Origin of the sequence: Pseudoxanthomonas indica, from assembly GCF_900167565.1 — a bacterium.
Classification (GTDB): domain Bacteria; phylum Pseudomonadota; class Gammaproteobacteria; order Xanthomonadales; family Xanthomonadaceae; genus Pseudoxanthomonas_A; species Pseudoxanthomonas_A indica.
Genome location: NZ_FUZV01000001.1, coordinates 1,921,728 through 1,940,908, shown reverse-complemented (window position 1 = coordinate 1,940,908; position 19,181 = coordinate 1,921,728). Strand labels below are relative to the sequence as shown.

At 66.0% G+C, this 19,181-nt stretch carries 20 protein-coding genes and 1 riboswitch; of the genes, 7 read left to right on the top strand and 13 right to left on the bottom strand.

Annotated elements, in window-relative coordinates:
- Positions 1-39 precede the first annotated feature (39 nt).
- Positions 40-480: a protease inhibitor I42 family protein gene (locus B5X78_RS08995; RefSeq protein ID WP_176140811.1), complete on the top strand. Its 441-nt coding sequence runs from the start codon at positions 40-42 to the stop codon at positions 478-480.
- A gap of 60 nt (positions 481-540) precedes the next feature.
- Here the strand turns inward: B5X78_RS08995 and B5X78_RS08990 are convergent, their stop codons facing one another.
- Positions 541-1,863 (bottom strand): amidohydrolase, encoded by a 1,323-nt coding sequence (locus B5X78_RS08990; RefSeq protein WP_079724063.1) that lies wholly within the window; start codon positions 1,861-1,863, stop codon positions 541-543.
- Between the two features lie 162 nt (positions 1,864-2,025).
- Here B5X78_RS08990 and B5X78_RS08985 point away from each other — a divergent pair, with 162 nt between their 5' ends.
- A complete protein-coding gene (locus B5X78_RS08985) occupies positions 2,026-2,811 on the top strand; it encodes a TSUP family transporter (protein ID WP_079724062.1) in 786 nt (261 codons plus the stop codon).
- Positions 2,812-2,826: 15 nt separating this feature from the next.
- On the opposite strand, the gene purU is transcribed toward B5X78_RS08985, so the two are convergent.
- Together purU and B5X78_RS08975 are read right to left on the bottom strand one after the other, a co-directional pair.
- Positions 2,827-3,678: a formyltetrahydrofolate deformylase gene (gene purU, locus B5X78_RS08980; RefSeq protein WP_079724061.1), complete on the bottom strand. Its 852-nt coding sequence runs from the start codon at positions 3,676-3,678 to the stop codon at positions 2,827-2,829.
- A 31-nt stretch (positions 3,679-3,709) separates the two neighbouring features.
- Positions 3,710-4,627 (bottom strand): LysR family transcriptional regulator, encoded by a 918-nt coding sequence (locus tag B5X78_RS08975; protein WP_079724060.1) that lies wholly within the window; start codon positions 4,625-4,627, stop codon positions 3,710-3,712.
- 104 nt (positions 4,628-4,731) lie between these two features.
- Here B5X78_RS08975 and B5X78_RS08970 point away from each other — a divergent pair, with 104 nt between their 5' ends.
- Complete coding sequence (locus B5X78_RS08970; protein ID WP_079724059.1) at positions 4,732-5,505, top strand: SDR family oxidoreductase; 774 nt, start codon at positions 4,732-4,734, stop codon at positions 5,503-5,505.
- 12 nt (positions 5,506-5,517) lie between these two features.
- Here B5X78_RS08970 and B5X78_RS08965 read toward each other — a convergent pair whose 3' ends face one another.
- Complete coding sequence (locus tag B5X78_RS08965; RefSeq protein WP_139381476.1) at positions 5,518-6,870, bottom strand: hypothetical protein; 1,353 nt, start codon at positions 6,868-6,870, stop codon at positions 5,518-5,520.
- 165 nt (positions 6,871-7,035) lie between these two features.
- Here B5X78_RS08965 and B5X78_RS08960 point away from each other — a divergent pair, with 165 nt between their 5' ends.
- Together B5X78_RS08960 and B5X78_RS08955 are read left to right on the top strand one after the other, a co-directional pair.
- The gene (locus B5X78_RS08960; RefSeq protein ID WP_079724057.1) at positions 7,036-7,335 is read left to right on the top strand and encodes an I78 family peptidase inhibitor; all 300 of its coding nucleotides are present in this window, start codon (positions 7,036-7,038) and stop codon (positions 7,333-7,335) included.
- Between the two features lie 84 nt (positions 7,336-7,419).
- Complete coding sequence (locus B5X78_RS08955; RefSeq protein WP_079724056.1) at positions 7,420-8,466, top strand: linear amide C-N hydrolase; 1,047 nt, start codon at positions 7,420-7,422, stop codon at positions 8,464-8,466.
- A gap of 9 nt (positions 8,467-8,475) precedes the next feature.
- Here the strand turns inward: B5X78_RS08955 and B5X78_RS08950 are convergent, their stop codons facing one another.
- The 7 genes from B5X78_RS08950 to B5X78_RS08920 all read right to left on the bottom strand — a co-directional run bounded on the left by B5X78_RS08950 (position 8,476) and on the right by B5X78_RS08920 (position 15,776).
- On the bottom strand, positions 8,476-9,495 hold the full coding sequence (locus B5X78_RS08950; RefSeq protein WP_079724055.1) for a ribonucleotide-diphosphate reductase subunit beta: 1,020 nt from the start codon (positions 9,493-9,495) through the stop codon (positions 8,476-8,478).
- 190 nt (positions 9,496-9,685) lie between these two features.
- A complete protein-coding gene (locus B5X78_RS08945) occupies positions 9,686-12,022 on the bottom strand; it encodes a ribonucleoside-diphosphate reductase subunit alpha (RefSeq protein ID WP_176140839.1) in 2,337 nt (778 codons plus the stop codon).
- Positions 12,023-12,314: 292 nt separating this feature from the next.
- Positions 12,315-12,521, bottom strand: a riboswitch (cobalamin riboswitch).
- Positions 12,522-12,556: 35 nt separating this feature from the next.
- Positions 12,557-13,228, bottom strand: coding sequence for a hypothetical protein (locus B5X78_RS08940; RefSeq protein ID WP_079724054.1), 672 nt, complete (start codon positions 13,226-13,228; stop codon positions 12,557-12,559).
- A gap of 57 nt (positions 13,229-13,285) precedes the next feature.
- Positions 13,286-14,047, bottom strand: coding sequence for a twin-arginine translocase subunit TatC (gene tatC / locus B5X78_RS08935; RefSeq protein ID WP_079724053.1), 762 nt, complete (start codon positions 14,045-14,047; stop codon positions 13,286-13,288).
- Positions 14,028-14,576, bottom strand: coding sequence for a Sec-independent protein translocase protein TatB (tatB, locus tag B5X78_RS08930; protein ID WP_079724052.1), 549 nt, complete (start codon positions 14,574-14,576; stop codon positions 14,028-14,030). The genes tatC and tatB overlap by 20 nt, the downstream gene beginning before the upstream one ends.
- Before the next feature lie 21 nt (positions 14,577-14,597).
- Positions 14,598-14,822, bottom strand: a complete 225-nt coding sequence (gene tatA / locus B5X78_RS08925; protein WP_079724051.1) for a Sec-independent protein translocase subunit TatA — start codon at positions 14,820-14,822, stop codon at positions 14,598-14,600.
- Between the two features lie 81 nt (positions 14,823-14,903).
- Positions 14,904-15,776: a lipid-binding SYLF domain-containing protein gene (locus B5X78_RS08920; RefSeq protein ID WP_139381522.1), complete on the bottom strand. Its 873-nt coding sequence runs from the start codon at positions 15,774-15,776 to the stop codon at positions 14,904-14,906.
- Between the two features lie 202 nt (positions 15,777-15,978).
- On the opposite strand from B5X78_RS08920, the gene hemH reads away from it, so the two are divergent.
- Entirely contained in the window at positions 15,979-16,941 is a 963-nt protein-coding gene (gene hemH / locus B5X78_RS08915) for a ferrochelatase (protein WP_079724049.1), read from the top strand.
- A 2-nt stretch (positions 16,942-16,943) separates the two neighbouring features.
- Positions 16,944-17,783, top strand: coding sequence for an alpha/beta fold hydrolase (locus tag B5X78_RS08910; RefSeq protein WP_176140838.1), 840 nt, complete (start codon positions 16,944-16,946; stop codon positions 17,781-17,783).
- A gap of 20 nt (positions 17,784-17,803) precedes the next feature.
- On the opposite strand, the gene B5X78_RS08905 is transcribed toward B5X78_RS08910, so the two are convergent.
- Both B5X78_RS08905 and B5X78_RS08900 read right to left on the bottom strand, forming a co-directional pair.
- Positions 17,804-18,319 (bottom strand): hypothetical protein, encoded by a 516-nt coding sequence (locus B5X78_RS08905; protein WP_139381475.1) that lies wholly within the window; start codon positions 18,317-18,319, stop codon positions 17,804-17,806.
- Positions 18,320-18,383: 64 nt separating this feature from the next.
- Entirely contained in the window at positions 18,384-19,169 is a 786-nt protein-coding gene (locus B5X78_RS08900) for a M48 family metallopeptidase (protein WP_079724047.1), read from the bottom strand.
- Between the last annotated feature and the right edge of the window lie 12 nt (positions 19,170-19,181).

Below are 19,181 nucleotides of genomic sequence, written 5' to 3'. Positions count from 1 at the left end.
CCGCTCACCACCGCGCTCCTGACCAATGTCATGACAAGCATGAATACCCGCTTCCTCGTCCTGGCCACCTGCCTGGTGACCGCGCTGGTGGCCTGTGCCGCACAGCCAGCGGCACAGGTCCGTCCTGCGGAGACGCCGGTGCCGACGGCGGCCAGCGCAAGCCAGCGCGACGCACCCTCGTCGATGCGCCTGCTTGCGGTAGGCGAGGCGATCGACCTGGCGTTGCCCGGCAACCCGAGTACCGGCTACAGCTGGGAAATCGAGGCCGATGGCGCGCCCATCCTGGCTCGGCAGACGCCGCCGGAAGCCGCGGCGGTCGCCAGCAGCGACCCGCCGATGGTCGGGGCTTCGCAGACGGCGCGCTTCCGTTTTGTCGGCGCAAAGCCCGGCCGGACCACGCTGCACCTGGTGTATCGCCGACCCTGGGAACGCGAGGTGGCGCCTGCCGACGAAGTCCGCCTGGACGTGGAAGTGCGCTGACCCGGACGGCGCTGCCCGCGTCCACGCAGGCGCGGTGCAGCGACCCGCCCGGCCGATGACTTAGTGGCCGGCGTTCAAGTAGTCCAGCGAGACCTGCATCAACGCGCGGAAGCCCACATCCAGCGCCTGCTCATCGAGCAGGAATTTGGGCGAATGGTTGCTGGGCGCGGTGACCGGATCGATGCCCGCCGACGTCGAACCCACGAAGAAGAACATCGCCGGCACCTGCTGCCCGTACAGCGAAAAGTCCTCCGAGCCCATCTGCAACGAGGGCTCGATGACATTGTCCGCGCCCACCGTAGCCTGCAGGCTGGGCAGCATCCGTGCGGTCAGCGCGGGATCGTTGATGGTCGGCGGATTGCCATCGTGGCTTTCGATGTTCACCTCCGCACGCGCGCCATGCGCCGCGGCGACGTGGGTGGAGACATTCTCCAGGTCGGCGAAGATCTTCTGCCGCACACCTTCATCAAACGTGCGGATGGTGCCCAGCACTTCGACGTCGTCAGGAATGATGTTGTAGCGGATGCCGCCCTTGATGGCGCCAAAGGTCACCACGGCCGGTAGTTTCGAGATATCGGTGCGACGGCTGACGATGGTCTGCGCGCTGCCGATCAAATCGGCCATGGCCACGATCGGATCGATGCCACTCCAGGGCCGCGAGCCGTGCGTCTGCCGGCCCAGCATGCGGATGCTGAAGCGATCCGAGGCGGCCATCAGCGGACCCTGGCGCACGCCGATCTGGCCCACCGGTATCGTCGAGAAGACATGCAGGCCGAACACCGCGTCGGGCTTGAAGTCGGCAAACAGGCCCTGCTTGAGCATCATGCCGGCGCCACCTTCCTCACCGGCGGGCGGACCTTCCTCGGCCGGCTGGAAAATCAACAGCACCTCGCCGGGCAGATTCTCGCGCATCGCCACCAACGCTTCGGCCACCGCCATCAGGATGCCGGTATGCGCATCGTGGCCGCAGGCATGCATCACGCCGACCGCCTCGCCGCGATAGGTGGACGTCGCCTTGGAAGCAAACGGCAGCCCGGTTTGTTCGGTGACGGGCAAGGCATCCATGTCGGCGCGAAGGGCAATGCGCGGGCCGGGCTTGCCGCCTTTGATCACCGCGGTCACGCCGTGATGGGCCACGCCGGTTTTCGGCTTCAAGCCCAGCGCGCGCAGGTGTTCGGCAACCTTGGCGGCGGTGCGCTCCTCGCGGTTGGACAGTTCCGGATGGGCGTGGAAGTCGCGACGCCAGCCCACCAGCTTGTCGTGCAGGCGTTGCGCCGCGACATCGACCTCCGGACGCTGCGCGTCGGATTGCGCCGCCATGGCGGGCGTGGCCAGCCACGACGCCAACGACAGGGACACTGCCAAAGCCAGTGATGCGCGCATTGCCTACCCCGGTAAGAAGACAGCCGGATGCTATCAGCTGGAACGGGCGAGACGGCCGCGCGCGGAATCATCGCGGCGATATCTTAGAATTCTCTCTGTTCCAGCGAAGCCGCGGCATCCAGGGACAGCTCTCCTTCCTGGTGTCCCGATGCTGGTGCCCCGATGTTCGAAGCAACCCTGCAGATCCTGTGTTGGCTGTTCCTGGCGGGCCTGCTTGCCGGTTTCATCGACGCCATTGCCGGCGGCGGCGGCATGGTCACCATCCCGGCCATGCTGTTGGCCGGCATCCCGCCATTGCAGGCGCTGGGCACCAACAAACTGCAATCGCTGTTCGGCTCGGGCTCGGCCAGCTGGAGCTACGCGCGCCACGGCCATGTCGATCTGAAACAGCAAGGACCCATGGCCTTGTGCGCGGCGGCGGGAGCGGTGTTGGGCGCGCTGCTGGCCACGCTGATCCCGGCCGACTGGTTGAAGCTGGTGCTGCCGTTCCTGCTGATTGCCATCGCCATCTACTTTGGCCTGAAGCCGAACCTGGGTTCGGTCGATCGGCACCGGCGCATGAGCGAGCACGCGTTCGCGTTCGGCTTCGTGCCGGTGATTGGCTTCTACGATGGCATGTTCGGGCCGGGCACCGGCTCGTTCCTGATGCTGGGTTTCGTGGCGTTGGCCGGTTACGGACTGCTCAAGGCCACGGCGCACACCAAGTTCCTCAACTTCGGTTCCAACGTCGGCGCGTTCGCGGTGTTTCTGCTCACCGGATCGGTGTTGTGGAAGGTCGGCCTGGTGATGGGCGCCGGTCAGTTCATCGGCGCCCACCTGGGCTCGCGCTTTGCGATGAAGCAGGGCGCGCGGATCATCAAACCGCTGCTGGTGACCGTGTCGATTGCATTGGCGATCCGCCTGCTCGCCGACCCCGCGCATCCACTGCGGATCTGGCTGGGGCTGTAGGCAACGCGACTGCCGTCAGCGGAACACCACCGTGCGATGGCCGTTCAACAGGATGCGATGCTCGACGTGGCGGCGCACTGCGCGCGCCAGCACCAGCGATTCGATGTCGCTGCCGACCCGCACCAGATCGCGCGGCGTCATGGCGTGATCCACCCGCGCGATGTCCTGTTCGATGATCGGGCCTTCGTCCAGATCCGGCGTGACGTAGTGGGCCGTGGCGCCGATGATCTTGACCCCGCGCTGGTGCGCCTGGTGATAAGGCTGGGCGCCCTTGAAGCTGGGCAGGAAGCTGTGGTGGATGTTGATGGCGCGCCCGGCCAGGGCAGAACACAGATCGCTGGAAAGAATCTGCATGTAGCGCGCCAGCACCACCAGATCGATGCGCTCGCGCTCAATCAGATCCAGCAGCGCGGCCTCCTGTGCAGGCCGGTTGTCGTGGTCGACCGGCAGGTGATGGAACGGCACACCATAGGAAGCAGCAAGCGCGGCGAAGTCGGTGTGGTTGGACGCCACCGCGGCGATGTCCACGGGCAGCTGGCGGCTGTGCGCGCGAAACAGCAGATCGTTGAGGCAATGGCCCTGTTTGCTGACCAGCACCAGCAGACGCGCGCGCTGACGCGCATCGTGGATCTGCCAGTCCATGGCATAAGCCTGGCCCAGTTCGGCAAAGCGCTGCTGCAAGGCCGAGAGCGCGGCGCGGTCCGGCATATCGAAATGCACGCGCAAGAAGAAGCGCCCGGTCTCCTCATCGCCAAACTGCTGCGCATCGACGATGTTGCAGTCCGATTCGAACAGCAGCCCGGTCACGCGATAGACGATGCCGGTGCGATCCGGGCAGGACAGGGTGAGGATATGTTCGTGGCGCATGGCCGCAGCGGTAGGGGAGGGCACGCCCAGTCTAGAGGTTGGCGGGCGTGAGCGGGCCGAAGCGGGCCGCGTAGATCTCCACCACCCAGTCGACGAACACCCGTACCCGTGGCGACAACTGCCGATGCTGCGGATACAGCACCGACACCGGCAGGCCCGGCGCCGACCAGCCGCCCAACACCTCCACCAGCACGCCGCTGCGCAGCTGTTCCTCCACCCGGAAGCGCGGCAACTGCACCAGGCCGCAGCCCTGCAACGCGCAGGCCACATAGCACTCGGCATCGTTGACCCGCATCCAGCCGCCGGGCTGGTAGCTGCGAAGCTGGCCATCGATGATCAGTTCGAACGGATAGGCGCGATCGTCCTGGCTGGCGAAAAAGCCCACCGCGTGATGCTGTGTCAGCTCATCCGGATGCACGGGTACGCCGTGTTCGCGCAGGTAGTCGGGGCTGGCGCAGATCACTTCCGGCAGCACGGTCAGGCGCCGCGCGACCAGGCTGGAGTCGCGCAACTGGCCGGCACGCACCACGCAATCGATGCCTTCGCGGACCAGATCCACCAGCCGGTCGCCGCTGCTGATCACCAGCTCGATGTCCGGATAGCGGCGATGGAAGTCGCCGATATGCGGCAGGATCACCCGGGTGGCATGGCTGCCATGCAGATCCAGGCGCAGGCTGCCGCGCGGGCGTGTGCCGGGATCGAGCGCAGCCTCGGCATCGTCCAGTTCGGCCAGCACCGCCATGCAGCGCTGGTAGTAGGCCTGGCCATCGACGGTGGGGCGCACGTGGCGGGTGGTGCGCTCGAGCAGGCGCGTGCCCAGCCGGGCTTCGAGTTGCTGGATGGCATGGGTGGCCGTGGCGCGCGGCAGATCCCGCTCGGCTGCCGCGCGGGTAAAGCTGCCCAACTCGACAACGCGGCCAAACAAACGCAGGGTTTCGAGGCGGTCCATGCCCCTATTGTTGTCCCTGCTTGAACAGTCTTGGCAAGTGCGGCGGCTTTTTCTCGATGCCGCTGCGGCCGACACTGGGTTCCAGTCCACTACCGGAGCCCCCCATGTCGACCGTCACCGCCTTTCCCGACCGCTCAGCCCAGCAGGACACGCCGCGCGTGGCCCTGATTACCGGCGCCTCGCGCGGCATCGGCGCCGCCATCGCCCGCCGCCTGTCCGCCGACGGCTTTGCCGTGGTCATCAACTACGCCGGCAACCAGGAACGCGCCGAAGCGCTGGTGGCTGAGCTGCACGCAGCAGGACGTGCCGCGATAGCGGTGCAGGCGGATGTGGCCGAGCCCGACGACGTGCGGCGCCTGTTCGCGCAGGCCCGCGAACACTTTGGCCGCATCGATGTGGTCATCAACAGCGCGGGCGTGATGCCTTACGCGCCGATCGCGGTGGATCAAATCGACGCCTTCGATCAGGTCATCCGCACCAACCTGCGCGGCAGCTTCCTCGTGCTCGGCGAGGCAGCCGCACAGCTGGGCGAAGGCGGGCGCATCATCGCGTTCTCCACCAGCGTGATTGCCGCTGCGTTTCCCAGCTACGGCCCCTACATCGCCTCCAAGGCCGGTGTGGAAGGACTGGTGCGTGTGCTGGCCAACGAGTTGCGCGGACGTGGCATCACCGTCAACGCGATCGCGCCGGGTCCGGTGGGCACGGATCTGTTCTTCCACGGCAAGACCGAGGAACAGATCCAGCGCATTGCCAAGATGCCGCCGCTGGAGCGCCTGGGCACGCCGGAAGAGATTGCCGCCGTGGCCAGCTTTCTCGCCGGTCCGGATGGCGGCTGGATCAACGCGCAGATCCTGCGCGCCAATGGCGGCTTTGCCTGAGTCAGTGGCCGCTTACTGTGGCCAGGCGACGACCTGCGCATGACCGCCGTCGGCCTTGGCCATGTCCAGCACGCGCTTGTCGATTTGCTCGCGCGAGGCGTTGCAGAACATGCCGGCCGATTGCATGCCGCCAAAGTGCTTGTACTCGGCGGTGAAGCAGAACGTCTCGCCGGCAAACACCGCGTTGTTGGGATAGCAGGTGGCGGGCTTGAGCTCGAACCATTTGCCGGGATTGGCCTGCTGCACGGATTGCAGGTAGCGCGCGAGCGTCGCCGCCAATCGGGTCGGCTCGGTGCTGGCATCGGATTGCGCCTGCGCCGGCGCGCGCCAGCTGGTGGCGGTGGGCTTGGTGCGTGAGACGAAGGCCGCGCAATACAGCGCGGCGTCGTGGCCGGTGGCGGCCGGCTGGACAGACGCTGCGACAGGCGCGGTCGCAGATGCTGACGCTGATGGCGACGGCGGTTCCGGTGGCGATTCCGATGGCGACGGCGATTCGGAATGCGGCTTCGAAGTCGCCGTTGCTGCGGCCTTGGATGTCATCGGAACATTTGATGCCAATGGCGCAGTCGAAGCCATGCCGCTGCTGACCGACGCACCGTCACCGGAAGCCGCCGGCGTTGTGAGCGAAGGCGTCCAGGCAATTTCCTGATAGTCCTGATTGAAGCCATCCAGCAGCCGGCGTTGATCGCGCAGCGACTTGTCGGCCTCGGCACGCGTATCGAAGGGAATGCAGTTGGGGTTTACGTCCGCCACTCCATGCGCCAGCGCTACCGCCTTGAACTCCACCGCGTAGGCCAGCGCCCGTGTATACATGCTGGCCGGTTCGTTGCCGGGAACATCGACGCTGAACACCTGACTGCCAAGAGCGCGACTGCGGGCGACGCGTCCCGGCACATCGGTCTGCACCGCGCTGCAGGTGAAGTAGCGGGTCAGTTGCGCGGGTACTGCTGCCTCCCGCGCAGGATCCCAGGGCGCCGGCGTCCATGGCACTTCGCGCCAATCGCCGATTTTGACGAAGTAGACACGCTTGTCCCAGATCGCGCGATGCTGTGCGCGTGCGGCGTCGGCATCGGCGCGTGATGCCGCGTACTCGCAGGTCTTGGTGCCTGCGCCGCCGAGCGCGTTGACCTGCGCCAGGAAGTCGCCCGCGATGGCGTTCAAGCGCTGGAAGCCGCCGGGATCATCGCTGCGGTAGCGGAATGCAAAGGAGGGCGAGGCCCAGATCCTGGCCTGTGCCGAGCCGGTGTCGGTGACACTGCAGTAGGCATAGCCTTCCTGCGTGGCCACGGGCGTCTGCGCGCGCACCGCCGGCGCCGACAGCAAACAGGCAAGACAGGCAGCGGCCAACACCGCGAGATGATGCATCGAGCGATTCCCCTGGCAGATATCGAATGTGTCGGCATTGCGGTGCCGTTCCCCGGTGTCGACACTAGCCGCTCGCGAGTGCTCACGCCAGTCGCCCCGGTGCCGAGCGACAGTGTCATCAAATCGCGCTATGGTGCGGGCCATCGTTCCAGGGAGACGCAGTCCATGCGGGAGCTTTCCGGAAAGACCCTCGTCCAGGCCTTGTGGTTCGGCAGCCTGTTGGGACTGGCCGCATGCGCCAGCCAGGACACGCGCAAGACCGCGCAATGCGATGACAGCCAACTGGGTTGGGCGATCGGCCAGCCCGGAGATGAAGCCAACCTCGCGCGCCTGTGGAAAGAGAGCGGCGCCGGCCTGATGAACCCCATCGCCCCAACCACCGTGGTCAAGCGAGACAGTCGCCCGGATCGCCTGCGCGTCTATCTGGACAAGGACAACCGGGTCACCGCCGTGCGCTGCGAGTAACGCGCCGGTCGCACCCTCGCCGTTAGTTTCCGCAGGTCACCGTGTACGCCCGGCCATTCCTCTTGCAGAAGAAAGGAGCACGCCATGAAGTCGCGCCACCTCGCTGGAATCCTGCTGGCCGGACTGATGGTCTCGTCATCGCTGGCCGACGCCTGCACCCGCGTGGTCTATCTGGGTGACAACGGCGATGTCATCACCGCCCGCTCGATGGACTGGAAGGTGGATGTGGCCACCAACCTGTGGATCTTCCCGCGCGGGATGAAACGCAGCGGTGAGGCCGGGCCGAATTCCGTGGCATGGACCTCGCGCTACGGCAGCGTCATTGCCACCGGCTATGAGGTGTCGACTACCGACGGAATGAACGAGAAAGGCCTGTCGGCCAACCTGCTCTGGCTGGTGGAATCCGAGTATCCCAAGCACGACGCCCGCAAGCCGGCCATGAGCATCGCCATCTGGGCGCAGTACATGCTCGACAACTTCGCCACGGTGGACGAAGCGGTGAAGGCTCTGGCCAGTGAGCCTTTCATCGTGGTGACCGATGCGGTGCCGGGCGAATCGAGACTGGCCACCCTGCATCTTTCCCTGTCCGATGCCACGGGCGACAGTGCCATCGTCGAATACATCGGCGGCAAGCAGGTGATCCATCACGGCCGCCAGTACCAGGTGATGACCAATTCGCCGATCTTCGATCAGCAGCTGGCGCTCAACGCCTACTGGAAGCAGATCGGCGGCACCACCATGTTGCCGGGCACCAACCGATCCGCGGATCGCTTCGCCCGCGCCTCGTTCTACATCAACGCCATCCCCAAGTCCGAAGATCCGGTGGTGGCGCTGGCCAGTGTCTTCAGCGTGATCCGCAATGCCTCGGTGCCGTTCGGCATCACCACGCCCGGCGAGCCGAACATTTCCTCGACGCGCTGGCGTACGGTGGCCGATCACAAGCGCCGGTTGTACTTCTTCGAATCGGCGCTGACGCCCAACACCTTCTGGGTCGATTTGAACGACGTGGACTTCAGTCCCGGCGCCTCGCCGAAGAAGCTGGATCTGGGCGCCGACCAGCGCAATGTGTTTGCCGGCAACACGGCGGCGAAGTTCGTCGACGCGCCGCCGTTTCCGTTCCTCGGTTTGTAGGCGCCGTGCTCAGAAGGCGTGGTCGAAGCCGACTTCGCCTTCCACGCCCACCTGATACGCCGAGACGCGCCGCTCGAAGAAGTTGGTCAGTTCCTGCACGTCCTGCAGGTCCATGAAGGGGAAGGGATTGGTCGAGCCGAACTCCTTCTCGAAGCCCAGCTGCACCAGTCGCTGGTCGGCGCAGTACTCCAGGTACTGGCGCATGTCCTTCAACGACAACCCGGCCACGCCGCCGGACAGGGTGTCTTGGGCAAAGGCGACCTCGCACTCCACCGCCTCGCGCAGCATCTGCACCACCTGCGCCTTGAAGGCGTCATCGATCAAGTCAGGCTCTTCCTCGCGTGCGGTGCGGATGACCTCGAACGCGAAGGCCATGTGGCAGCTCTCGTCGCGGAACACCCAATTGGTGCCGCTGGCCAGGCCATGCAGCAAGCCGCGCGAGCGCAGGTAGTACACGTAGGCGAACGCGCCGAAGAAGAACAGGCCTTCGATGCAGCCGGCAAAGCAGACCATGTTGAGGATGAACTGCTTGCGCTGCTCGCGCGTTTCGATGCGACGCATGTCCTGCACCGAGTCCATCCACTTGAAGCAGAACTCGGCCTTCTGCTTGATCGACGGGATGTTGTCGACCGCGGCAAAGGCCTTGGCGCGCTCGTTGGGGTCGGGCAGGTAGGTATCAAGCAGGGTCAGGTAGAACTGCACGTGCAGGGCTTCTTCGTACAACTGCCGCGACAGGTACATGCGCGCTTCCGGCGCGTTGATGTGCTGGTAGAGATTGAGCACCAGGTTGTTGGAGACGATCGAATCGCCGGTGGCGAAGAACGCGATCAGACGCTCGATCAGATGCCGCTCGGCCGGGCCGAACTTGTGCTTGAGATCGTTGACGTCCAGCGCAAAGTCCACCTCTTCGACCGTCCAGGTGTTCTTGATGGCGTTGCGGTACATCTCGTAGAACTGCGGATAGCGCATCGGTCGCAGGGTCAGTTCAAAGCCCGGGTCGAGCAGCAGCTGGCGGTTGTGGGTAGACATGGTGGTTCCGAGTTGGGCTGATCCCCGCTTGCAGGGAAGTGGCTCTTGCCCCTTCCCCCGCTTGCGGGGGAAGGTTGGGATGGGGGCGCTCTTTGCGCGGACTTGTCCGGACTTCGCTCTTGCCCTCACCCCAGCCCTCTCCCGCAAGCGGGAGAGGGGGCCGATCGCGGGGCTCGGCAAGGGCATTGGCTTACTGGCAGGCCTCGCAGGCCTCGGGATTTTCCAACGAGCAGGCGATCGCCTCGCTGGGCGTGTACTCCGGCTTCGGTGTCACGGCCGCTGCCGCACCCACCGTGGTCTTGGCAATCCGCGTGGCCGGACGTGAGCGCAGGTAGTAGGTGGTCTTGATGCCCTGCTTCCACGCATACATGTACATGGACGACATCGCGCCGATGTTGGGGCTTTCCATGAACAGGTTGAGCGAGGCCGACTGATCGATGAAGGCGCCGCGGCCGGCGGCCATGTCGATCAGCGAACGCATCGGCACTTCCCAGGCGGTGCGGTAGATCAGCTGCAACGCCTCGGGAATCTGCGCCACGCCCTGGATCGAACCTTCGGCCAGCTTGATGGTGTCGCGCATTTCCGGCGTCCACAGGCCGAGCTTCTTCAACTCTTCGACCAGGTAGCGGTTGACCTGCAGGAAATCGCCGGACAGCGTCTCGCGCTTGAACAGGTTGCTGACCTGCGGCTCGACGCATTCGTAGCAGCCGGCAATCGAGGCGATCGTCGCGGTAGGCGCAATGGCGATCAGCAGCGAGTTGCGCAGACCGTGCTGGCGGATGCGCTGGCGCAGGCCATCCCAGCGCTCGGCGTTCTCCGGCACCACGCCCCAGGCGTCGAACTGCAGTTCGCCTTCGGCCGCGCGGGTGTCCGCAAACGACGGATGCTTGCCACGTTCCTGCGCCAACTCCACCGACGTTTCCAGCGCGTGGAAGTACACGGTCTCGGCGATCTTGTTGGACAGCGCGCGTGCTTCGGCGCTGTCGAATGGCAGGCGCAGGCGGAAGAACACATCCTGCAGACCCATCACGCCCAGGCCGACCGGACGCCAGCGCAGGTTGCCGCGGCGCGCCGATTCGATCGGATAGAAGTTCAGATCGATCACGCGATCCAGCTGGCGCACGGCCAGCCGCACGGTCTCGGCCAGCTTGTCGAAATCGAACCAGCCGTCGGCATCGAAGTGACGGCCCAGGTTGATCGAACCCAGGTTGCACACTGCGGTCTCTTCGGCCGAGGTCACTTCCAGGATCTCGGTGCACAGGTTGGACAGATGGATGACGTTGCCGGCGCGCAGGGTCTGGTTGCTGGCGCGGTTGCACTTGTCCTTGAAGGTCATCCAGCCATTGCCGGTCTGGGCGAGGGTACGCATCATCCGCGCATACAGATCACGCGCCTTGACCTTGCGCACTGCCTTGCCCTGCGCCTCGGCCTGCTCGTAGGCGCGCTCGAACGCCTCGCCGAACAGATCGGTGAACTCCGGCACCACGCGCGGATCGAACATCGACCAGTCGCCATCGGACTCGACGCGACGCATGAACAGGTCCGGGATCCAGTTGGCCAGGTTGAGGTTGTGCGTGCGGCGCGCTTCGTCGCCGGTGTTGTCACGCAGTTCCAGGAACTCTTCCACGTCGGCGTGCCAGGGCTCCAGATACACGCAGGCCGCGCCCTTGCGCTTGCCGCCCTGGTTGACCGCAGCCACCGAGGAATCCAGCGTCTTCAGCCAGGGCACGATGCCATTGGAATGACCGTTGGTCGATTTGATCAGCGAGCCGCGCGAACGCACGCGGGTGTAGCTCACGCCGATGCCGCCACTGAACTTGGACAGCTGGGCGATGTCGCCGTACTTCTGGTAGATCGACTCCAGCGAATCCTGTGGCGAGTCCAGCAGGAAGCACGACGACAGCTGCTCGTGGGTGGTGCCGCTGTTGAACAGCGTGGGCGAGCTGGGCAGGTAATCCAGGTTGCCCATGCGCCGATACAGCGCCAGCGCTTCGGGCACGTCCTCGCTCAAGGCGCAGGCGATGCGCAGGAAGAACTGCTGCGGCGTCTCGATCACCTTGCGGGTGTGCGGATGGCGCAGCAGGTAGCGGTCGTACAGGGTGCGCAGGCCGAAGTAGTCGAACTGCAGATCCAGACTGGCGTCCAGTGCGTCATTGAGCTTGCGCGCGTTGGTCTGCACGAAGTGAAGCAGGCGCTCGTTGATCAGGCCGACCTCGTGGCCGCGGCTGATCGACTGCGAGAACGCGTGGATTTCCTGGTTGGTCACTTCCTTGGTGATGTAGGCCGCGAGCAGGCGTGCGGCCAGGCGGCTGTACTCGGGCTCTTCGGCGGTCAGCAGGGCGGAGGTGCGGATGGACAATTCGTCCAGCTCGCGCGTGCTGGCGCCGTCGTACAGGCCGGAGATGGTGCGGGTTGCCACGCGCATCGGGTCGATCGCGTGCAGGCCCTCGCAGCTGCGCTGGATGGCGCGCACGATCTTGTTCAAGTCCACCGGCTCGCGCGCGCCATTGCGCTTGGTCACGCTCATGGCGGTGGCGGTGGGCGGCGACGTGAGCAGGAAACCTGCGTCAGCGGCGGTGGCGGGATCTTTGGCGATGGGCTCGGCGACGGCGTCGAGCACGGGCGGGGTCTGGGTCACGGTTCTTCCTCGTTGCGTGATGCACGCGGCGGCCCGTCCCTCGAAGGCAGCACAGGCCGATGGAAGATCACGGTGGTTCAGCGGCGTCGCAGGGACCGAGAACGGTCGCGGGGCCCAGGGCCACGCGTCTGCGTCGCCAGCCATCTCCCCCCGGAGATTCCGCGGCCGGCACCGCGCGATGTGCAACGCGCGGCTGTCGGCAGGTCTTCGGACTCGTGGACGCGGAAGCTCTCGCTTCTTCCTAGCCCGTCGCTTCCCAGGGCATGTGCCCCAGTGCCAAATGACGGGTTCGTTTCCACCTACCGCTGCGGGGCAGTGCCGGTGTCTGACCGGCTTCCCTTTTCATCTTCCGGCGGCAACCGGAAGAACCGACAGCCACAAGATAGTGGGGCCGGTCTGGCAGGTCAACCACTGCCGGTAGTGTCAGCGGGTGATTCTCACCGCGGCAAGGGCCTGCTGCAGACGGGCCTTGGCCGTGGCCTGGTCGAAGGGCGGCTGGCGCGGCGGATCGTAGACCTCGGGGCGGGTGCCCATGACCAGCAAGTCGATGGCGATGCAGTGGCCATGGCGCACCGCGCGGTAGGCATCCACGTCCAGGTAATGGCTCATCGCCGCATCCGAGGCATGGAAATGATGGAAGACTTGGCCATCGATGCGGACTTCCTCCGTGCGCGAGGTCTCGGCGCTGTTGGCGACCTGGGTGCACTCGGCCAGCGCACCGGCGTTGTTGCTGCTGCCCAGCCGCAGCTCGGCGGCGGTGAGCGAGTCCGAGCCCCGCAGAACCAGAGCGGCCAAGGGGCGACCGACACTGTCCGGCCCGGCGGAACTCTTCCATTGGTCACCGGCGAAATAGCTGCGACTGAAATCGTTGCGCAGGTCGAATCCCTCTACCGGCAACAGCGCCACGCCAGCATCGGTGTCGGCAAATACCGGCTTGAACGCTCGCCGCTGCGTGTCGGCGGTCGCTGCCGGAGACGCAGTGGCGGGTGGCGCATGGGTGGCAACCGGCGGCGCTGCAGGCGCGTTGTCCTGGCAGCCGCTCAGCAAAGCGATGGCCAGGCCGAAGAGCGGGAGGGAACCGGCAGGTCGTGTCATCGCGGCAGTGTCCGCGCTAACCGATGAAGAAGGCGTCGCCGGCCCGGACGACCGCGCTCAGGCGTCCTTGGGTTCTTCGCGCTTGGGCGCCACCCAGGAAGCGGCCAGGATGCCGGCTTCGTAGAGCAGGCACATGGGCACTGCCAGCATCAGCTGCGACACCACGTCCGGTGGGGTGACGATCGCGGCGACCACGAAGATGCCGACGATGGCGTAGCCACGACCTTCGCGCAGTTGCTGCGGGGTGACCCAGCCCAGCAACGCCAGGATCACCAGCGCGACCGGCAGTTCGAAGCTGACGCCGAAGGCAATGAAGATCACCAGCACGAAGTCCAGGTACTTCGCCGGGTCCGGCGCGATGGTGATGATGTCCGGGGTGAACATCATCAGGCCATGGAACACGGCCGGCAGCACCAGGAAATAGGCAAAAGCGCAGCCCAGGTAGAACAGGCCGATGGCCGAGACCAGCAGCGGCATCGCCAGCCGCTTTTCGTGCTTGTACAGGCCAGGCGCCACGAAGCCCCAGGCCTGGAACAGCAGCCACGGTGCGGTCAGGAACAAGGCCGCGAAGAACGCCAGCTTGATCGGCGCAAAGAAGCCGGAAGTCGGCTCGCTGGCGATCAGCTGGGTGACCTGCGAGGCGGGCAGGTTCTTGATCAGCGGGATGGCCATGTGCGCGTACAGCTGCTTGGCGAATGGCAGCAGCGCCACCAGCACGATGGCCAGGCCGAACAGCGCGCGCATCAAGCGCGAGCGCAGCTCCAGCAGATGTTCCATCAGGCTGCTTTCGGCCTGGGCGTCAGACGTTTCGTGGTTCATGGGTTTCGTCTGGGCGGGTCGATGGATCGGAAGCGTCGGCGATCTGTTCGGCGTCGTCGTCGCCCGCCATGCCGGCCATCAGGTCCGGATCCGAGGCGGAGGCCAGCGATGACTCGCGGTCCTGCATGGAATCATCCGGTTCGACGGACGGGGTCGGCGTCGCGGGCGCGGCGTCGGCATCCGTGGCATCCGTGGCAGCGCCCGCCGCAACAGCACCCGCTGCAGCACCGGCGCCCGTGTTCTTCACCGACTGGCGCAGATCGTCGAACTCGCGCGCCGTCTCCGCCGCGCTCTCGCGGATGCGTCGCTCGGTGTCACGCATCGCGTCTTCGGTATCGCGCAGGCTGCGCTTCAATTCGTCGGCGGCCAGTTCGCGCTCCAGTTCATCGCGCACCGAATGCCATTGCGCGCGCGCGCGCCGCACCCACAGACCGGTGAACCGCGCCGCCTTGGGCAGGCGCTCGGGTCCGAGCACCACCAAAGCGACGATGGCAATGATCAGCAGTTCGCCGAAGCCGATATCAAACATGGCGGCAGAGGGGCCGCGTGCTTATTGCGAGTTACGGTCGCGCTCGTTCGAGGCGCTGGTCTCGTCCTTGCGCGACTGATCATCCAGACGCTCGACCGGCTTGCCGTCTTCATCACGCATGCCCTTCTTGAAGCCCTTCACGGCTTCGCCCAGGTCCGAGCCGACGTTGCGCAGGCGCTTGGTGCCAAAAATCAGCAGCACGACCACCAGCACGATGATCCAATGCCAGATGCTAAGACCGCCCATGGTGTGCTCGCAGAAAGTAAGTCAGGGACCGCTAGGATACCGCAGGCGGACGGCCAATCAGGCGCGTCCGCTCCAGTCCGGTCAGGGTGTGGTGTTGAGTGGCTCGGTGCGGACTTCGCCTTCGCCCACGGGCTGGAAGCCCTGCTGGGCGGCGGCCGCAGGTTGCGCACCCAGCGGAGCGGTCTCGGCCGACGTCGGCGTCGACGGGGTCACCGTCGTGGTCGGCAGCACCGGGCGCTGGCTCGCCTGGGCAGTGGCATTGCCACCGCCACGCGCGGCACGCGCTGCGGAGGTGGCTTCTTCCAGTTGATCGCGGAAGCCGACCACCGCCGCCGAAGGCGCGCCTGCACGGCCTTCGAAAATCGCGCGCGGCGTGCCGGCGCTGCCATAGACCGAGGTGTTGGCATCGTCATCGATCTGCATGACGGCACCGTCCAGCGCCACCCCGGCAAACAGGCCACGCGCGCGCGACCACGACCAGATCTCGGCCTTCAACTGGCCATCGGTCGCGGCGGCGGCATTGCGGCCCACCGGTCCTGCGGCCACGCCGGCATCGGCGCCGAGGGTGAACTTGCCGTTGACGATGTTGTCCAGATTGCGGTCATTGCGGAACACCAGCACGATGTCCGCCGACTGCACGCCGGCCTGGAAGCCGATGCTGCCGCCGGTGAGTTTGATGAAGACCGGTTGCGACCAGGTGCCATCGGGATTCTTCACCGACATCAGGCCATGGCCGCGACGACCGCCGAACACCAGACCGGCCTTGAGGCTGTCGGGGATGACGACGATGGCCTTGGCCTCGTCCAGCAGCTTGTCGGGAATGCTTTCTTCCGGGATACGGCGAATTTCATCCAGCACGCGCACCGCATTGGTGGCGCGTTCGTCTTCCTTCTGGCCGGCGAAGGCCGGCGTGGCGAACAAGGCGGCGGCGAGCAGCGTGGCGGCGGGCAGCATCAGCAGGCGGGAAGAACGGCGCTTCATGGGACGCTCCAAAGGCGGATTCGCAGCAAGATACTGCAACTGCCTGAAAATAGGAGTGAGGCAATGAATCGCCGCTGACAATCGGGCATCGGCGAGTGGCCTGCATCGATGGCATCAACGACGTGGATAGAAAGGATCAGCGCTGGCGGTTCGCCGGCTCTGCCACAATAGGCGCATGCCCGACGCACCCAATACCGCGCTGATCGCGGTCAATCTAGGCACGCCCGAGGCCCCCACGGCACCCGCCGTGCGGCGCTACCTCGCCGAGTTCCTGCACGATCCGCGCGTGGTCCAGTTGAGCCGCTGGATCTGGTACCCCTTGCTGCACGGACTGATCTTGCCCTTGCGCGGGCCCAAGGCGGCGCACAAGTACCAACAGATCTGGCTGCCGGAAGGATCGCCGCTGGCGGTCTACACGCGCCAGCTGGCGCAGGCGCTGCAACAGCGTTTGCCGCAGTGGCGCGTGCATGACGCCATGCGCTATGGCCAGCCCGGACTGCCCGCGCGACTGCGTGCGCTGCGCGATCAGGGCGTGCGCCGGCTGGTGGTGTTGCCGCTGTATCCGCAGTACTCCACCACCACCACCGAATCGGTGAAAGACGTGCTGGCCCGCGAAGCGCGCGACTTCGAGGTGCATGTGGTCGAGCAATACGCCACCGATGCGGGCTGGGTGGCAGCGGTGGCCGATTCGATTCAACGCTGGCGCCAACAGCATGGCACCGGCGAACACCTGCTGTTCTCCTACCATGGCCTGCCGCAGCGACTCGCGCGTGCCGGGGACCCGTATCCGCAGCAATGCGATGCCAGCACCCGCGCGATTGCGCAGGCATTGGGCCTGTCGGACGATCAGTGGACCCTTACGTACCAGTCGCGCTTTGGCAAGGAGCGCTGGCTGGAACCGGCGACCGACCTGAGCCTGGATGCGCTCGCCGCCCGCGGTATGCGCCAGGTCGACGTGGTCTGTCCCGGCTTTGCGGTGGACTGCCTGGAAACGCTGGAAGAAGTCGGCATCGGCTTCGTCGAGCGCTTCGCCGCGCAGGGCGGGCAGCTGCGCTACATCCCCTGTCTCAACGCCGAACCGGCGCATGCCGATGCGCTCGCCGCGATCGCGCGCCGCGCGCTGGGTGAGGTCGAGTGAACCTGCGCGAGTTCTCCGCACCCATTGCCATGGGTGAACTGCGCGGTCTGCGTGGCGGTACACCGGGCGCGCCGCGTGTGATCGCCCTGCACGGGTGGCTGGACAATGCCGCCAGCTTCGTCCCGCTGGCCGCCTGCCTGCCGGATCTGGAACTGGTGATACCGGATCTACCCGGGCACGGACACAGCGTGCATCTGGGGCCAGGCGCGGAATACACCAGCGGCGTGGCGGTGAACGCGGTGCTGGATCTGGCCGATGCGCTGGAGTGGGAGCAGTTCTACCTGTTGGGGCATTCGATGGGCGCCGGCATTGCCAGCCTGCTGGCCGCGTCCTCGCCGCACCGCGTGCAGGGACTGGTGGCGATTGAAGCGCTCGGTGGCCTGTCGGAAACCGTGGCCCGTACCGCCGCGCGCTGGCAGGAAGCCATCGCCGCCGCGCGCGCATTGCCCGACAAGCGCCTGCGGCTGTTCCCGGATCTGGCCATGCCGGTGCGCGCGCGCATGCAGGCCAACCAGCTCAGCGAGGCCAATGCACGGCTGCTGGTGGAACGCGGCGTGCGTGCGGTTGAGGGTGGCCATGTATGGAGCAGCGATCAGCGCCTGACCCTGCCGACACCGCAACGACTGGACGAAGCCCAGGTGTCGGCGCTGGTGGCCGGCATCGACTGCCGCACCCGGGTCATCTATGCCGAACCGGCGCAGCCTTATTTCCCGGAACCCCTGCGCAGCCAACGCGCCGGCCTGCTTCCGCACGGCGAGTTGATCGTCCTGCCCGGCACGCATCACCTGCACATGGAAGATCCAATCGCCGTGGCGGCGGCGATCGGTGATTTCTTCCAGTAGCTGTGTGGCGCTGACATGCCTCAGTTGACCGCGGTCTTCTGTTCCGGCCCGATGATCTGCAGGCCCACCGCGACGGTCTGGGTGTCCGGTTCGGCATTGAAGGAAACGGTCGCCTTGCGATCGCCCTTTTCATACGCCAGCAGGCCATCGTGGGCGCTGCCCTGCATGGCCATGGTCTGCGTCCAGCCTTCCTTTTCCATGCGCGCGCGCGCATCCGCGTAGAGCTTGGCCACATCGCCTTCGGTGCTCAGGGCGATCAGCTGCGTGCTGTTCATCTCCACCACGCTTTCGACGCTGTACTTGCCGGGCAGGAAGACGTCCTGCGGGAAGCTGGCGGGCAAGGTGGCGCTCTGGCCCCCGCTGATCTTCATGTCGCCGTCGTCGGTCTTGATCGTGACCTCTTCGCCGTCCTTGTCCACGCTCACGTCGTGACCGGTCGCGCCCTTGATGGCTGCTTCGGCCAGGGCTTCATCCGCCGACTTCTTGCAGGCCGTCAAGGCCAGCGCCAGGCAGCACAACATCACTACTCCACGCATTCTCTGTCTCCATTGTCCGTAGATCGCGGCAGATGCCGACGCTGGGTTAACGCGCCGGCGGGACTCAACCGGCCAGCAAGGCGCGCAAGCTGGCCTTCAAATGACGCCCGTGCGCATGGAAATACGCCCTTTCCTGCTGCCATTCCGGGAAGCGCTGCTCGACCTCGCGCCAGTACGCCGGCGAGTGATTGGCGTGGATCAGATGGCAAAGCTCGTGCACCAGCACGTATTTGAAAGCCGAGGGACGTCCCAGTACCAGCGACAGATCCAGCGCCATCGATCCATCCGGACTCAACGAGCCCCATTGCGAAGACATGATCTTCAGGCGGATGCGCCCCGGCGCGCGCGGCAAATCTGCCAGGTAGCGCGGCAACCAGCGGCCGATGTCGTTGCGCGCTTCGGTCTCGTAGAAGCGCCGCAGCGCGCGTCGCAACATCGCCTCGCTGGCCCGGGCGGGCCAGCGGATCTGCACGCCGGTCTCGTCCCCGGTCACCGCCAGGAAGCGGCCCTCCAGCCAATGCAGTGGCGCCTGCTGCCCACGCAGTGGCAGATGGGTGCTGATGAACGGCTGCAGCGCCGGCAGATCCAGGCTGTCGGCGTGCCGCTCGAGTTGCAGCTGCAACCATTGCCGGTGTTGCTGCAGGAAGCGTTCACCGGAGACCAGACTGGCGCGCGCCGGCAAGGTCAGGCGCGCACCCCGCTCATCCACGCTCAGCTTCAGGCGCTTGGCGCGCGGATCCCGCACGCGCTGCACGTCGATCTGCCGGCCATCGTCGAACACCAATCCGACCACGTCACGCTCGACACTGCGCGGGGCGGGGCGGATCAGACGCTGGAACAGGCGGGGCATGCCGGCATGGTA

Coding starts and splice junctions, on each gene's coding strand:
- B5X78_RS08975 (WP_079724060.1), bottom strand. CDS start 4,627: ATGGACCGCCTCGAAACCCTGCGTTTGTTTGGCCGCGTTGTCGAGTTG.
- tatB (WP_079724052.1), bottom strand. CDS start 14,576: ATGTTTGATATCGGCTTCGGCGAACTGCTGATCATTGCCATCGTCGCT.
- B5X78_RS08905 (WP_139381475.1), bottom strand. CDS start 18,319: ATGCGTGGAGTAGTGATGTTGTGCTGCCTGGCGCTGGCCTTGACGGCC.
- B5X78_RS08985 (WP_079724062.1), top strand. CDS start 2,026: ATGTTCGAAGCAACCCTGCAGATCCTGTGTTGGCTGTTCCTGGCGGGC.
- tatA (WP_079724051.1), bottom strand. CDS start 14,822: ATGGGCGGTCTTAGCATCTGGCATTGGATCATCGTGCTGGTGGTCGTG.
- B5X78_RS08950 (WP_079724055.1), bottom strand. CDS start 9,495: ATGTCTACCCACAACCGCCAGCTGCTGCTCGACCCGGGCTTTGAACTG.
- B5X78_RS08990 (WP_079724063.1), bottom strand. CDS start 1,863: ATGCGCGCATCACTGGCTTTGGCAGTGTCCCTGTCGTTGGCGTCGTGG.
- tatC (WP_079724053.1), bottom strand. CDS start 14,047: ATGAACCACGAAACGTCTGACGCCCAGGCCGAAAGCAGCCTGATGGAA.
- B5X78_RS08920 (WP_139381522.1), bottom strand. CDS start 15,776: ATGCTGCCCGCCGCCACGCTGCTCGCCGCCGCCTTGTTCGCCACGCCG.
- purU (WP_079724061.1), bottom strand. CDS start 3,678: ATGCGCCACGAACATATCCTCACCCTGTCCTGCCCGGATCGCACCGGC.
- B5X78_RS08995 (WP_176140811.1), top strand. CDS start 40: ATGAATACCCGCTTCCTCGTCCTGGCCACCTGCCTGGTGACCGCGCTG.
- B5X78_RS08955 (WP_079724056.1), top strand. CDS start 7,420: ATGAAGTCGCGCCACCTCGCTGGAATCCTGCTGGCCGGACTGATGGTC.
- B5X78_RS08965 (WP_139381476.1), bottom strand. CDS start 6,870: ATGCATCATCTCGCGGTGTTGGCCGCTGCCTGTCTTGCCTGTTTGCTG.
- B5X78_RS08940 (WP_079724054.1), bottom strand. CDS start 13,228: ATGACACGACCTGCCGGTTCCCTCCCGCTCTTCGGCCTGGCCATCGCT.
- B5X78_RS08900 (WP_079724047.1), bottom strand. CDS start 19,169: ATGCCCCGCCTGTTCCAGCGTCTGATCCGCCCCGCCCCGCGCAGTGTC.
- B5X78_RS08960 (WP_079724057.1), top strand. CDS start 7,036: ATGCGGGAGCTTTCCGGAAAGACCCTCGTCCAGGCCTTGTGGTTCGGC.
- B5X78_RS08945 (WP_176140839.1), bottom strand. CDS start 12,022: ATGAGCGTGACCAAGCGCAATGGCGCGCGCGAGCCGGTGGACTTGAAC.
- hemH (WP_079724049.1), top strand. CDS start 15,979: ATGCCCGACGCACCCAATACCGCGCTGATCGCGGTCAATCTAGGCACG.
- B5X78_RS08970 (WP_079724059.1), top strand. CDS start 4,732: ATGTCGACCGTCACCGCCTTTCCCGACCGCTCAGCCCAGCAGGACACG.